Source organism: Paremcibacter congregatus, assembly GCF_006385135.1.
Lineage (GTDB): Bacteria > Pseudomonadota > Alphaproteobacteria > Sphingomonadales > Emcibacteraceae > Paremcibacter > Paremcibacter congregatus.
In genome coordinates, this window is sequence record NZ_CP041025.1 from 1,244,369 (window position 1) to 1,258,898 (window position 14,530).

General features: G+C 53.0%; 13 protein-coding genes. 6 read left to right on the forward strand and 7 right to left on the reverse strand.

Annotation, left to right across the window (positions count from 1 at the left end; translation table 11 throughout):
- Together FIV45_RS05515 and FIV45_RS05520 are read right to left on the reverse strand one after the other, a co-directional pair.
- Positions 1–1,359, reverse strand: a complete 1,359-nt coding sequence (locus FIV45_RS05515) for a hypothetical protein (protein WP_099471389.1) — start codon at positions 1,357–1,359, stop codon at positions 1–3.
- 151 nt (positions 1,360–1,510) lie between these two features.
- On the reverse strand, positions 1,511–2,932 hold the full coding sequence (locus FIV45_RS05520) for a pyridoxal phosphate-dependent decarboxylase family protein (protein ID WP_099471390.1): 1,422 nt from the start codon (positions 2,930–2,932) through the stop codon (positions 1,511–1,513).
- Between the two features lie 218 nt (positions 2,933–3,150).
- Here FIV45_RS05520 and FIV45_RS05525 point away from each other — a divergent pair, with 218 nt between their 5' ends.
- Complete coding sequence (locus tag FIV45_RS05525) at positions 3,151–5,889, forward strand: M1 family metallopeptidase (RefSeq protein WP_099471391.1); 2,739 nt, start codon at positions 3,151–3,153, stop codon at positions 5,887–5,889.
- Between the two features lie 55 nt (positions 5,890–5,944).
- Here FIV45_RS05525 and FIV45_RS05530 read toward each other — a convergent pair whose 3' ends face one another.
- The 3 genes from FIV45_RS05530 to FIV45_RS05540 form a co-directional block, all read right to left on the reverse strand.
- Positions 5,945–7,540 carry a tetratricopeptide repeat protein gene (locus tag FIV45_RS05530; RefSeq protein WP_099471392.1) on the reverse strand — a complete coding sequence of 532 codons (1,596 nt, stop codon included), beginning with the start codon at positions 7,538–7,540 and terminating at the stop codon, positions 5,945–5,947.
- A gap of 72 nt (positions 7,541–7,612) precedes the next feature.
- Positions 7,613–8,749 carry an acyl-CoA dehydrogenase family protein gene (locus FIV45_RS05535; protein WP_099471393.1) on the reverse strand — a complete coding sequence of 379 codons (1,137 nt, stop codon included), beginning with the start codon at positions 8,747–8,749 and terminating at the stop codon, positions 7,613–7,615.
- A gap of 20 nt (positions 8,750–8,769) precedes the next feature.
- Positions 8,770–9,966 (reverse strand): acetyl-CoA C-acyltransferase, encoded by a 1,197-nt coding sequence (locus FIV45_RS05540; protein WP_099471394.1) that lies wholly within the window; start codon positions 9,964–9,966, stop codon positions 8,770–8,772.
- Positions 9,967–10,054: 88 nt separating this feature from the next.
- Between FIV45_RS05540 and FIV45_RS05545 the strand changes: the two genes are divergently transcribed.
- Positions 10,055–10,669 carry a TetR/AcrR family transcriptional regulator gene (locus FIV45_RS05545; RefSeq protein WP_165776907.1) on the forward strand — a complete coding sequence of 205 codons (615 nt, stop codon included), beginning with the start codon at positions 10,055–10,057 and terminating at the stop codon, positions 10,667–10,669.
- Between the two features lie 101 nt (positions 10,670–10,770).
- Positions 10,771–11,100 (forward strand): hypothetical protein, encoded by a 330-nt coding sequence (locus tag FIV45_RS05550; RefSeq protein ID WP_099471396.1) that lies wholly within the window; start codon positions 10,771–10,773, stop codon positions 11,098–11,100.
- An 18-nt stretch (positions 11,101–11,118) separates the two neighbouring features.
- Here the strand turns inward: FIV45_RS05550 and FIV45_RS05555 are convergent, their stop codons facing one another.
- The gene (locus FIV45_RS05555) at positions 11,119–11,952 is read right to left on the reverse strand and encodes a ferritin-like domain-containing protein (protein WP_099471397.1); all 834 of its coding nucleotides are present in this window, start codon (positions 11,950–11,952) and stop codon (positions 11,119–11,121) included.
- A gap of 149 nt (positions 11,953–12,101) precedes the next feature.
- Between FIV45_RS05555 and FIV45_RS05560 the strand changes: the two genes are divergently transcribed.
- A complete protein-coding gene (locus FIV45_RS05560; protein ID WP_133118525.1) occupies positions 12,102–12,719 on the forward strand; it encodes a hypothetical protein in 618 nt (205 codons plus the stop codon).
- 210 nt (positions 12,720–12,929) lie between these two features.
- Positions 12,930–13,298: a hypothetical protein gene (locus FIV45_RS05565; protein WP_099471399.1), complete on the forward strand. Its 369-nt coding sequence runs from the start codon at positions 12,930–12,932 to the stop codon at positions 13,296–13,298.
- 48 nt (positions 13,299–13,346) lie between these two features.
- On the opposite strand, the gene FIV45_RS05570 is transcribed toward FIV45_RS05565, so the two are convergent.
- Positions 13,347–13,748 (reverse strand): helix-turn-helix domain-containing protein, encoded by a 402-nt coding sequence (locus FIV45_RS05570; RefSeq protein WP_099471906.1) that lies wholly within the window; start codon positions 13,746–13,748, stop codon positions 13,347–13,349.
- Positions 13,749–13,894: 146 nt separating this feature from the next.
- Between FIV45_RS05570 and FIV45_RS05575 the strand changes: the two genes are divergently transcribed.
- Positions 13,895–14,509 carry an SAM-dependent methyltransferase gene (locus FIV45_RS05575; protein WP_099471400.1) on the forward strand — a complete coding sequence of 205 codons (615 nt, stop codon included), beginning with the start codon at positions 13,895–13,897 and terminating at the stop codon, positions 14,507–14,509.
- Positions 14,510–14,530 lie beyond the last annotated feature (21 nt).

The following is a 14,530-nucleotide window of genomic DNA, read 5'->3' on the forward strand; positions in this document are numbered from 1 at the left end:
TTACAGTATTTTGGTTTGTTTAAAATTGCGCTGGAAAATATCGCTATTTTGCTCCATGAGCGCCTTGGTGTGGTATAATACGCGCAGTTGGTGAATAAAGAAAGTTACAATCGCATAGATGCTGATCACTGCGAGTCCAAGGTAGATATAATCAAACAGAACAAAGGGCAGCAGCAGCCAGAGGGATATATTGCGCCCGCTGGCGATGATCTGGAATTTCCGGTCAAAGGCGGCGGCATTATACAGCGGGCAGGCGGCCATCCGCCGGAAGAATTCAACCTGAATCTGGTCGGCGAGGCGAAAGGCGATCAGGGTGAGCACCAGAATATAGGAAGCCATACCGGCAACAGGATACAATGCATAGGCTATCGCCAGATACCAGGTCCATTCCAGAGTGGCGTTGATCAGAGGCTTAAAGGCGTCAATTTTGGAAGTCCGCCTTTTCAAATGCGCAAGTTTCTGGTCGATCCCGGTCAGTATCCCGAAAGCAAACCCACAAATCAGGGCCGGCACAATATAACCGGCGGCGAATAAATAGGTCACATATAGACCAAGGAGCCCGGCCAGACCATAGATGTGTAGTGGCAGGATCGGGGCTTTCGACAGCCATTTAGCGCCAAAATCTTCCAGGGGACGATAAAGAAAACGAGCGGCGGCGTCTTGTCCCACTCTGTGGGCGGCATGCAGCATGATATCGGTCGCTGTATCGCCGTCTTTTTGTTTCAGCAGAGGATACCAGACCAGATCCACTTCGCGGCCTTCAGGGGCCTTATACAGCGGGCAATCGGTCACATTGACGATGGCGCAGTCGGCGGTGCGGGAAATGGCTTTCAAGGCATTGGGCAGACCTTCAAGGCTGTTAAGCTTGCGTACTGTGGCGCTCAGGGTCTGGCTGGACAGTTTGGCGATGGAGCCGAAAAAGCCTTCTATGTTCTCAAATTGCACGGGAATGCCGTGGGTTGTGCGTTCCTCGAGAAAACAGAGTGGCGGGATCAGCGCAACGGCGGTGGGCGCGGGGTGCTGGGCGACATGTTGGATAATGCGGTCATCCAGAAGCACGCCTTCTTCCAGAAGAAACCAGCAATTTCCGTCCATATTATGCTCAAGAAGCTTGAGAGGGGCGTCTTTGGTGCCGTGCACCAGTACCCGCTCCGGGCGCTGCCGGGTGTTTTCGATTTCCCGGGTGAATTCTTGGGCAAACCAGTCGGTTACCACATGCATTTCTTCAACCCCTGCAGCCTGCATCTGCATCATCTGACGGGCGAAGAGGCTCATGCCTCCGGCTTCAATCAGGTTTCGGGCCAAGGTGCTGACCGTTTCGGATTCCTGTCCGGTAATCAGAAGTGCTTTTCGTGCCATTACTACGGTTCCTAGATTTTCTATCCGGCATTTAAGGGGTTAGCCCCAAAAACTGATCTTGAATGAGTCATAATCCAGATGGTGCGAAATTACAATATGACAGCCATATAAGGCGATAATCTGGCAGAATGATATTTTAACCTGTTGTTTATCAGTCAAGAGGCAGTTGCCGGGCGATCTGCTTGATTAAAACCCAGGCCTGTTCCAGGTGTCGCGGCTGGGTCGCCTCGGCGCCACTGACCAAACGTATGGCGTAGGCATCCATGATCCGGGTTTGGGTGAGATACAGTTTTCCGGTATCATTGATGGCTTCAAACAATGTCTCGTTTAAGGCATCAAGTTGCTGTTCCGGGTAACCTTCCGGGTGATAACGGAAACAGAAAAGCGCCAGCGGGTTGGGGGCCAGAAGTTCAAAGTCAGGCTCTGCGGCCACTTGTGCGGCCAGCGCTTGGGTCATGGCAATATGGCGGCGAATATGATCCTGCAAGCCCTCAATGCCGTAGGACCGGATGACAAACCAAAGCTTGAGCGCGCGGAAACGGCGGCCCAGCTGCGGCCCCCAGTCGCGATAATTATTCACCTGATCGCCTTCACGAGTCTTGAGATATTCCGGCAGAATTTCGAAGGTGCGGATCAACGCGCCTTTGTCACGCACAAAAAAGGCGGAACAGTCAAACTGGGCCAGCAACCATTTATGGGGGTTGAAGACAAAGCTGTCGGCATTTTCGATGCCTGTGATCATCCAGCGAAATTCCGGCAGCACCAGCGCACTACCGGCCCAGGCGGCATCCACATGCAGCCAGACATTATATTTTTTGCAGATTTTGCCGATCTCGGCCAGGGGGTCAATGGACGACAGACTGGTGCTGCCGAGAGTGGCGACGACACAGGTCGGGGTATGTCCGGCTTCCAGATCGGCGAGAATTGCTTTTTCCAGTTCCGCCGGGATCAGGGCGAAATTCTCATCCACCGGTATTTTACGCAGATTGTCAGAGCCGAGCCCCGCCATGCGAATGCCCTTGTCCGTCGACGAATGCACTTCGGCAGACGCATAGCAACAATGACGTCCGGCGTCGGCAAGCCCTGTATGATTGGTCCTGAAATTATTCACCCGTTCCCGGGCGGTTAGAAAGGCGACAAACATGGAGGTCGAAGCAGTGTCCTGTATCACGCCGTGAAAATTCTGTGGCAGACCAATCATGTCGCGCAACCAGTCCATCACCCGTTCTTCCAGCTCGGTGGCGGCAGGGGACGTTTGCCAGCTCATGCATTGTGCGGCCACGGTTGACGTCAGCATTTCCGCGAGAATGGAAGGCGGACTGGCGTTGGCCGGGAAATAGGCCATGAAATTTGGATGTTGCCAGTGGGTCATGCCGGGCATGATGATATCCTGAAAATCCTGAAAAATATGGTCCATGGCTTCAGGTTTCTCAGGCGCTTTCTCTGGCAGTTGGGCAAGAATTTCACCCGGCCGTGTCTTTGGTTTGACGGGCCGTTGCTCAATATGTTCCATATAATCCGCCATCCAGTCGACGAAATGATGCGCTGTTTCTCGAAAATTCCTTAAATCCATGAAGCATGTCCTGTTGCTGGTCGTATGTCCTGTGCCGGTCTTTAATATCCCGTAGAAGGCCTTATCAATAACATGTTATATTATTTGAAGCCATAATGTTATTAGATGTTAGAATCAGAAAATAATTTGAATAATCATCAGAGTCTAGTAGGTTACTTGTGGGTGTAGGGGTATGCGGTAAGCATACCGTAAAGGAAATCACAATAGGGATAATAAACGTGTTAAAAATTCAATCAAAATTCACAGCATATATGACGGTCTTATTGACTGTTCTAATGTTGTCGGGTTGCGGGTCGGAAGAGCAGAAAGCCTCAATCCAGGTGGAGGCAAGCTACCCAACGGCCATACCAAAAGGTCAATTGCCGACGGCGATTCGACCCACTCACTATACGCTCGACCTGCAGATCGTTCCTGCTGACGCCGATTTTGGTGGCGAAGTGGCGATCGACCTGATGTTCGATGTTGCGTCTGACTTTATGTGGATGCACGGGCAGGACATGACGGTCAGCTCCGCAAATTTGACCTTGGCTGACGGTAAAGTTGTGCCGGTCACCTATGAACAGGTTGACCCAACAGGTATCGTCAAGCTGACCTTTGCCGAAAAGGCTCCCCGTGGTAAGGCGCAATTGAATATCGCCTACCGTGGTAAGGTCAGTGACGCCTTGCAGGGCATCTATCGGGTGAAAGATGGCGACCACAGTTATACCTATACCCAGTTTGAAGCCATTGATGCGCGTCGGGCCTTTCCGGGTTTTGATGAGCCGGGCTTTAAAGTTCCCTTTGATGTCAGCGTCTCTGTGCCGACCGACATGGAAGCGATCGGCAACGCGCCGGAAATCTCCCGCGCTGATCTGGGCAATGGGTTCACCAAAATGACGTTTGCGACCACGAAACCTTTGCCTACCTATTTGGTGGCTTTTGCCGCCGGTCCTTTTGACGTGGTTGAATGGGCGGATATGCCAACGACAGCGGTCCGGGATAGGGCTGTTCCCTTACGTGGCATCGCCACAAAGGGTAAGGGCGAGAAACTGACCTATGCCCTGGACAACAGTCGCAAGATTGTCGAGGCGCTGGAAGATTATTTCCAGATCCCCTATCCTTATGCAAAACTTGACATCCTCGCGGTGCCGGACTTTGCGTATGGCGCCATGGAGAATGCCGGGGCGATTACCTATCGTGAACAACTGCTTCTGCTGGATGACAATAGCTCGCTCGGTCAGAAGAAATCCTACATGAGCGTCCATGCCCATGAACTGGCCCATCAATGGTTCGGCAATCTCGTGACACCAGTATGGTGGAATGACATCTGGCTGAACGAAGCCTTTGCCACCTGGATGTCCAATGCGGCGCTGGATAATATTATGCCGGAACATAAATTCCGCCAGAATATGTTGCGCGGCTCCCTTGGGGCCATGGGCGGTGACGGCCTGGTGAGTGCTCGACAAATTCGCCAGCCGATTGAAAGCAATGACGATATTGTCACCGCTTTTGACGGCATTACTTATCAAAAAGGTGGTGGTGTCCTGACCATGATTGAAGCTTTCATGGGCAAGGAACAGTTCAAGGCCGGCATTAACAACTATATGAAGCGTTTTGCCTTCAAGAACGCCACCTCCAACGACTTTATCACCGCCATTGGCGAGAAGTCGGATAATGTGCCAATGGAAAAAATCCGTGAAGCCTTTAACAGCTTCCTGGAGCAGCCTGGTATCCCTTATCTGGATGTGAAAACGGCTACGCAGGACGGCAAGACCGTTGTCACTATGACACAATCCCGTTATTTGCCTCTGGGATCAGAAGGCTCCACGGACAAGACCTGGATCATCCCGGTTTGTGTGGGCTATGGTATGAATGGCGAAGAACATAAATACTGTACGGTTCTGGAAAGTAAGGAAAGCAGTTTCACTCTGCCGGAAACCGGTGAGCTTGATTATCTGCTGCCAAATCTGAACGGCACCGGATATTACCGTTACGCGCTGGGTGCGGAAGGCTGGTCTCAGCTTTTCGGAAATCAGAGCAGATTGTCGGAAAACAGCATGCTGTCTCTGACCGACAGTTTTGCCGCCGCCATGGGCGCAGGCAAGATGGACTTTGCCGACTTTGTCAAGGTCGCCCCCACCATGGTGGCGTCTGAATCTTACCGCGTTGCGACATCACCGATGTCTGATTTAAGCTTTATGTATTATAAAGTGGCGCGGGACGAGGCGGAGAAAGCCAAGATTTCTGCTCTGTCACGCAAGCTTTACAAAAGCAAGCTTGAAAAAATCGGTTTCGACGCCAAAGCCGATGAAGAAGGTGAAGTGATCAATCTGCGCGGCCCTCTGGTGGGACATCTGGCCTTTACAGGTCAGGATGCGACCGTTCGGGCGAAACTGGTCGATATGGCGAAAGCCTATGTCGGCTATGGCACAGATGGTCAGATCCACGAGGATAAGGTGGATAGTAACCTGATCTCTCGGGCGCTGATTGTCGCCGTGGAGGATCTTGGACCTGAGTTTGGCCGTAATGTGTTGCAGCATTATTTGGCATCCACTGATGGCACCGCCCGGGGGCGTTTGTTGCGGGCCGTAGCCTCGACCAACGATGCGGCGCTCGGTGCTGAAGTCCTTGAATTGGTGCTGTCTGAGAAGATGCGCGCCAATGAAGTGGGGAGAGCACTCTACACCCTGATGTATGATGATGACCAACGTGACGCGGCCTGGGCCTGGTTCCAGGACAATTTTGAAGCTGTTAAAGCCCGTATTCCTGGCTTTACCCAAGCAGCCATTGCCGGCCTCGCCGGGGATTATTGTACGCTTGAGAAGCGCGATGAGGTGAAAGCCTTTTTCGAGCCGCGTGTGGCCAGTATCGCCGGCGGCGCCCGGTCACTGGCGCAGACCTTGGAAGGCATTGAGCTCTGTGCCGCCAAGGTGGCGTTTCATCAGGACAAGCTGACAAAGTTCCTCAGCGCTCAATAATCGCGCAGGACAGAATGCAAAAAGGCGGTCTTCGGATCGCCTTTTTTTGTGCCTGTCAGGAGAGGTGGGCTTGTTTAAGTCCGTCGAGATACTTGATTAAATCTGCTTCGCGCTGGAACCATTTACGGCATTCCTTCTCCGCATTCTGAACGAAGTCCGGATAGAGCCTTAACACATTATCGTGGGCGCGGGCGGCGTCTTCTGTCTGGCCGAGCTTGGCATATAGAATAGCCTGCAGGGCGTGGGGCCAGAACCAGTCCGGAGTTTCGATAAACCGCACCTGATCCATGGCCTGGGCATATTCACCGCGAATGAAATGGTCATGGCACAGGGCGAAGCGACACCAGCCGGGATGTTGCGGATTCAGATCCATGGCTTTGCGCACCAGAGACAGGCCCTGATCCAGTTTGCCGAGCAGGCAGAGGTAAACGCCACTGTCGGCCAGGATGGCCGGGCTGTTGGGCGCGATGCTGAGGCCGAGACGGATATTATCCTCGAATTGTTCAATATTCCCCTTGTGGAAGTTGATGATTGTCATGGCGTACCAGGCGATGGAATATTTGGCGCTCAGACTGATGGATTTCTCGGCATATTGCTGGGCCAGATCCAAAGGGTTGCTTTCTCTCACATTAAAGCTGAAGCGATATTCATCCAGCGTGAGAAAGGCCAGTCCCGCCCAGGCGTCCGGGTAATTAGGGTCAATCTTGACCGCCTTTTCCAGGCTGTCGCGGGCTTTAAGGTGGGCCTTCGGGGACAGTTCGAACAGATAGTCATGCAGCAGCAGCATGCTCTCATAAGCTTCCATATATTCGGTGCCGCTACGTTTCATATCGACGGCGCTGGTGCGCATGACGGCGCCGTAAGTATCGCCAATGGTGGCGGCCACATGAGTGGCGATCTCATCCTGTACATCTATGAGGTTGTTAGGGGTCAGCTTGCGGTCATAATTTTCAGACCAGACCACGGCGGCGTTGGTGGCGTTAAGCAACTGGGCGGAAACCCGAAGCAGATCACCGGCGCGGCGGATGCTGCCTTCGAGGACATAGTGGGCTTCCAGTTCCGCGCTCAACCGCCGGATATCGACAGCCTGCCCCTTATATTGGGCGGTGGTGCGGCGGGAAAGGACATAAAGCGACGGGCTCATGGACAGGTGGTTGATCAATTCTTCTGTGATGCCGTCGCAGAAAATTTCCTGATCGGCGTCGCCACTCAGATTTTCGAAGGGCAAAACAGCGATGGCGGGACCGGTGGCCGGGGCGGCGGCGGCGGTGAACACAGGGTCGGCGGACGGGTTTTTGATTTTTTTCTCGGCCCAGCTGGTGGTGGGCATATAGGTACCCTTGGGCAGGTTGATCACGATTGGATCATCGGATCCGGCTTCCTGATAATAATTGCTGATCAGACGTCTGAGACGACCGGCCTCTACCCGCACGATGGCGTCAGTCTGAGGGTCAAAGTCCGGCGCCTTGTCGAATACCTCGAGGCCAAGACTGTAGCCTTTCAGGAGATTCCCTCGTCCGGCCAGGGTTTCCTCGACCACATAGCGCAGAAAACGGATCAGGCGGTTTTTATTGTGAAAAACCTCACTGCCGATAATACGGTCCAGTTGCGCGGTCACCTCGGCGGGTGAAATCGGGTTGGTCGTGGGCATAAACGGGACTACATGATTTACGGTTGCGTCCATTATAGAAGCAATTATGGTAAAAGTTAAAGGCCCGTTCGATTATTTTTCTATCATGGATCGATTGATGATCATGCGCTGAATATCCGAGGTGCCCTCATAAATCTGGCAGACCCGGACATCGCGGTAAATTCGCTCAATGGGAAAGTCTTTCAGATAGCCGTAGCCGCCGAGAGTCTGTAGCGCGGCGGAGCAGACTTCTTCCGCCGTCTCGGACGCGAAAAGCTTCGCCATACAGGCCTCGGTGAGGCAGGGTTTGCCCTGATCCTTCAGGCTGGCGGCATTGAGCACCAGCAGCTGCGCCGCTTCCAGTTTGGTCGCCATATCCGCCAGGCGAAACCCGACGGCCTGATGCTGGATAATGGTCTTGCCGAAAGACGTGCGCTCATTGGCATAGGTGATGGCGTGGTTCAGCGCCGCCCGCGCCATGCCGACACTTTGCGCGGCAATGCCGATGCGGCCGGTCTCAAGATTGGCGAGCGCCACCCGGTAGCCGTTATTTTCTTCGCCGAGCAGCATGTCTTTACTGACTGCCATATCCTCAAACACCAGCGTGCAGGTGTCCGACGACTTCTGGCCCAGTTTTTCCTCGACGGAGGCCACGGTGAAGCCGGGCAGGTCGGTGGGCACGAGAAAGGCCGAGATACCCTTCTTGCCCTTGTCCGGATCGGTGACGGCGAAGATGAGCGCCGCCCCGCCGATCTTGCCAGAGGTGATGAACAGCTTCGTGCCGTTGATCACCCAGCCGTCGTCAGTTTTCCGCGCCCGGCATTTCAGCATGCTGGCGTCTGATCCGGCCTGGGGTTCGGTGAGGCAGAAGGCGCCGATCATTTCCCCGCGGGCCAGAGGCTTGAGGAATTTTTCCTTCTGGGCGTCGCTGCCTTCTTTGAGAATAGCGGCACAAACGGGGGCGTTATTGACGCTCATGATGGTGCTGACGCCGCCGTCGCCACCGGCAATTTCCATCAAGGCGAGAGCGTATGAAACATAGTCGGTTTCGGCCCCGCCCCACTGTTCGGGGATGGTCATGCCCATCAGACCCAGTTGCCCCATCTGATGCAGGACGTCCATCGGCAGATTACCGTTTTTGTCCCATTCCGCTGCCCGGGGGGCCAGTTCTTTCTGGGCGAAATCCCGGGCCATATCCCGGATCATTTCCTGTTCTTCTGTCAGCATCATCGTGGGGGGGGGCCCTTCGGTTACATTAATTCCACAGCCATGGCGGTTGCTTCGCCGCCACCGATGCACAAGGTCGCCATGCCGCGTTTTTTGCCATAAGTCTGCAGGGCGGCGATCAGGGTCACCAATATACGCGCGCCGGACGCGCCGATCGGATGGCCGAGGGCGCAGGCCCCGCCGTGGACATTGACCTTGGCGTGATCAAGCCCGAGATCGCGCATGGCGGCCATGGTGACGACAGCAAAGGCTTCGTTGATTTCATAAAGGTCCACATCCGCGTCGGTCCAGCCGGTCTTTTCATAGAGTTTCTTCAAGGCGCCGATCGGGGCGGTGGAAAACCATTCCGGGGCCTGGGCGTGGGTGCTGTGACCGACGATTTTCGCCACCGGGGTGAGGCCGCGTTTTTCAGCCTGAGATTGTTTCATCATCACCAGCGCCGCCGCGCCGTCGGAGATGGAGCTGGCGTTGGCGGCGGTTACGGTGCCGTCTTTGGCAAACGCCGGGCGCAGGGTGGGAATTTTGTCGGTCCGGGCCTTGCCGGGTTGCTCATCGGTATCGATCACGGTGTCGCCCTTGCGAGAGGTTACGGTGACAGGAGAAATTTCAGACTTGAAATGGCCACCGTTGATGGCGGCATTGGCGCGTTCGAGAGAGGAGATGGCATAGGCGTCCTGCTCTTCCCGGGTGAATTGATAATGTTGGGCGGTCTGTTCGGCGAAAACCCCCATCAGCTTGCCCTTGTCATAGGCGTCTTCCAGGCCGTCGAGGAACATACTGTCTTTGACGTCCGTATGGCCGAGCCGCGCGCCACCACGCATCTTGGCGAGCAGGTAAGGTGCATTGGTCATGCTTTCCATGCCGCCGGCAATCATCACGTCGGCAGAGCCCGCCATCAGGCTGTCATGGGCCATCATTGCCGCCTGCATGCCGGACCCGCACATCTTGTTGACGGTCGTGCAGCCGACGGATTGCGGCAGGCCTGCGCCGAGGATCGCCTGACGCGCCGGAGCCTGGCCCTGACCCGCCGGCAACACACAGCCCATAACGGCCTCATCAATATCATCAGGTGAAAGTCCGGATTGCGTGAGCGCGCCCTTGACGGCAACCGCGCCAAGTTCGGATGCCGTGAGCGGCGTGAAGTCACCCTGAAAACCGCCCATAGGGGTGCGGGACAGGCCAACAATGACGATCGGATCTTGGTTTTGGGCAGCGGACATGTTGATTTTCTCCTAGAAATATGTTGAGTTTAAGTTACTCATGGGTAACAATATAGGCCTGACCAGAGGAATTATCAAGATCGGAAATATGATCAAACAGTTAAAAACAGCGAAACCCCTTATGAACCGGGCAGAAAAGAGGCAGATTAAACTCGACGCCATTCTGCGTCATGCAGCGACGGCCTTTATGGAAAAAGGTTATTACAAGACTTCGCTTGATGATATCGCCCGCTTGCATGAGGTGACCAAGCCGACATTGTATTATTATATCAAAAACAAAGAAGATATTTTAATCAAGTGTGAGGAAGTGGCGAGCCGACGCATCAACGGCCTGCTGGATCAGGTCATGGCGGCGGAGGGAGACGGCTTTACCCGGTTAAAGAAATTTATCATTGGCTATGTCACAATCGTCACCGATGACATTATTCGGTGTCATATCCGCCACCGGGGACAGCGGGAAGATCCGGCGGCGAAGGACGCCAGTCTGACCATGCATCGCGGTATTGAACATCGGGTGCGGGCGATCATTCGTCAGGGAATCGACGATGGGTCGATCCGTGATTGTAATTCGACCATCATTGCAATTTTGTTGTTTGATGCGCTCAATGGTATTTCCGCCTGGTACCGCGAGGAAGGCGATCTGAATCCGGAAGAACTGGTGGAACAGGTGTTATCGTTTGTCACCCAGGGGGTAAAAAACTGATACAACGCCGAGAGCGGGTATCTTTTCGAGACAGCGGAATTTATTTTTGATAAGGTTAGAACCTTAAAGTAAAATATTAAAATTAGGCATGGGATATCACTATGTTTTCATATTCGACAGAGGACCAGAAACGTGTTGATGATCGCTTGGATGTTGTATGGAGCGCCGTAGCGACGATTGATGAGATAATTCATCCTTGCGTGGTGACAAATATTTCTACGGCAGGGGCTTTGATGAAATTAAATCAAAATTTGGAAGAGGGCGTGCAGTTTCTTTTGAATGTTGAAAGTCTGGATGAATATGCGGCCAGCGTAGTTTGGGCAAACCGCCCCTATTACGGGTTGAAGCTCTTGGTAGGGAGAGATCTGAAATTAAAAGACCATGCCGATAAAATAGGCCTGAAAAGCGGGGCGACGACTTTTTCAGAGTAACCGTTATTTTCAGCGGAGCTAATGGTTAAGTGACCATGATGCATATTTTTTAAGGCTCCACATCCCCCATGTCAGAGTGGAACAGACCGTGGTCACAGGGCTGTTTGGCGTTTTCCCTATGGTCTGCACCATCAGACGCACCAGAAGTTCGATGTGTTTCTTTTGGTAGAGCCGATAAATGCGTGAGAAGTATAGCTTGCTGCATTTCTCTCTATCGTAGGGGACTTCCCCGGAATGCAGGTGCCTGTCATGGGCGCTGTAATAGGCATAGGCGATTTCGTCGTCATCGGTTTCCGTCGCCCGACCAACAACTGTTTTAATTTTATCCCAGATCGGCATGGCATCGTATTCGGCATAATAATATTTCGCAGTTAGCGCCCGGAACAGGCGATAATGGCTTTGTTCATCTTGCGCAATCAACAGACAGATTTGTTTTAGGCAGGGCTCGCTGGTTTGTTCATACAGGGCGGTGTAAAAAGATGTAGTGCCGGCTTCCACTACGCAACGGGCCAGCAGCTCACCGACCGGAGAACCGCGGGTGGAACCTGCCTCGTAAGCGGGAATTTGATATCCTTTGCGGAAAAAATCCAGGTTATGGAAAAAGGAAAAAGAGGGGTCCGCCAATGCCGCCCAGCGCCCAAGGGTGAGGCCATGCTGATATTCCTGCTGGCCCCAGACATCAATTGCTTTTGCAATATTCCGTTCCGCTGAAAATACATTTTGAAGATACGCGACATAAGAGGCGCTGTTGGCTTCGATCAGGGCGGCGGTTTTCACGATGGGTACGATTGTGGGGTTTACCTGATCAGGTTTGAAATCATCCCACGGGATGTGCGCCTGTGTCCATGTCATGGCGGGCTCCTGTCATCTGTTGTTTCCAGAACGCCATATAGTGTTCGTCAGAGGAGAAGAGTGAAATGATTTTGGTCAATGCACCTCCCGTTTTCTTGCGTACCTTGTCTGACGAGAGAGAGGAAATGGGCGTTTCGGGGGAAGGTTATATGATGAAAAATTTGTTGTGTTGCTTTATCCTGATGGTATTTATGACGCCGGCGGCGGCCCAGGAGGGGCGATTGCCTTCTGACGCTACGCATCACACATTTAAGAATACACTCAGCATCTACTATGGCCGTCGGTCGCAGCAATGGTTTTCGCAGATCATTAAAAATCCTTTTGCCGTCGATTTTCTGGATGATGAAATCCTGACGGTTGCCTATGCCCGTGAGGTTCTGGTTCTGGGATCAGGTTTTTCCGTTGAGCTGGAAGGCTATATAAGTCGGCATATGTATGAAGGGGGTTTTGTCGAGTTGGGTGGCAATCTCTTCTTTCGTTTTGATCGCTTCCCATGGAATAAATATCTCCATACCACCTTTGGCCTGTCGGTCTTGGGGCCTTCCTATGTCACGCAAGTGTCGGAACGGGAAAGGCGTAACGCCCCGGACGGCGTGGGTTCGAAATTTCTCAATAACTTCATGCCGGAGCTTACCTTTTCGTTGCCGAGCCATCCGGAGTGGGCGCTGATGCTGCGCATTCATCATCGCTCTGGGGTGTTTCACCTGATCAAAAATATCACGGTAGGCTCGAACTTCGTCGCCATTGGTCTGAAACGTCGGTTCTAGACGCGGGCGGGAAAGGTATGCCGTTCTGGGCGGGGCGAGCCGGTCTTGCTCCAGGGGTAAAGTTTATGCTCCTTATTGGTTTTAATTATTATAATTTGCACTTTATAGGTGTTATCTATATTCTGTATCGGCATTAAGGCGGGCCCTCCAAGGGGGAGGTGGCTCATAAACACATCTTATCATCTATTAACTAACAGAGAGGGTTATAGAATGGGAACCAATATAGCTTTTGAGGGCGTAGCAGGGGCAGGGACAGATGAGGGCATGTTAACGGATGGATTACTTGTTCCCGATGGTGGCGAGATCAAGATTATTTTTAAGGACAAGCCGATAGATGTCAATAAAGTAATTCCTGGCATCCATTCGATCAAACTCGTAAAAATCGACGGAAAAACATATAAATATGAGCTTCGAATAGATGGGGAATGTCCGAAAAAGAAATTAGACAACAAGATCATAGTCACCGATTCGGACGGCAAGTCGTATACGAAGAAACTTTATTCAGAAACGCGTGAGGTTCACACTCTGAATTACAACAGCTCAAAGCCTAATATAAAAGTAATTTCTTGGGATATTTAAGTCCGGCGAGAGAGTAGGGCGTTTAGAAGCGTCATTAAATGCAGTTGCTTACCGTTTTCCCCGCGCACCGCGTTTCCGGGTTACGGCGACGATACGGCGAAAGGTGGGGCATTCCAGGTGATGGGTGGCGGGGCATTTCGCCGCATGACGCAGCCCGTCCCGCATGGCCATCAACCGGTGGATGCTGTGGTCAATTTCCTCGGCTTTGCGGCTGAGTTGATCCCGATCGATGTGTAGTGCGCCGCGCGGGCCAAACATCTGGGCGATTTCTTCCAAAGAGAAACCGGCATTGCGCCCGAGGGCAACCAGTGACAGACGGTCCAGGATATCGCGATCAAAAAGCCGCCGTAACCCCCGCCGCCCAATGGACTGGATCAAGCCTTTTTCTTCATAATAGCGCAAGGTTGAGGCCGGAAGCCCGGACTGTTTGGCCACTTGGGCAATATCCATCATTTATGCACACTCCTTAATTCTTCTTGACCTCAAGTTAACTTGAAGTTGTAGCTTAGACTAACGGCCCGTAAATGAAAAGGCACGAAAGAATAGAGACGCCTGTTTCTGGCCGGATGACAGCAAGCAACAGAAGGAAATATCTTATGGAAACAGTAGAATTTTGGAACGCGCGGTTCGGTACAGAGGCGTATGCTTACGGCACTGCGCCGAATGATTTTTTACAACAGATGGCGGATCAAATTCCGACCGGGGGACGGGTTCTCTGTATCGCCGAAGGTGAGGGGCGTAATGCGGTTTATCTCGCGCAGCAGGGGCACAGGGTTTCTGCGGTCGATATCTCTGCCGCGGGCCAGAAGAAAGCCGAGAGGCTGGCGCGGGAAAAGGGCGTTGTGATTGACTATCACCTGTCCGATCTGGATCAGTTTGATCTGGGGGAGGGGCGATGGGACGCGATTATCTCTATTTTTGGTTATATCGGTCGGGACGCTGTGGCGCGGCAGTCCGTCTATTCTGAATTGCAAAAGGCCTTAACGCCCGGCGGTGTTTTGATCGTTGAAGCCTATCATCCGGAGCAGTTGAATTATAACACTGGCGGGCCAAAAGAAAGCGACCTTCTTATCACGTTGGACGAGTTGCGGGGGGCATTTGATAAAGATGCTGTCCTGCATGCCGCCGCGTGCGAACGCAATGTCATCGAAGGTGTCCATCATACGGGGCCGGCCTTTGTCACACAGCTGGTGTACCAAAAGCCGATGTGACGGCGCATTGACGCGCGCGGT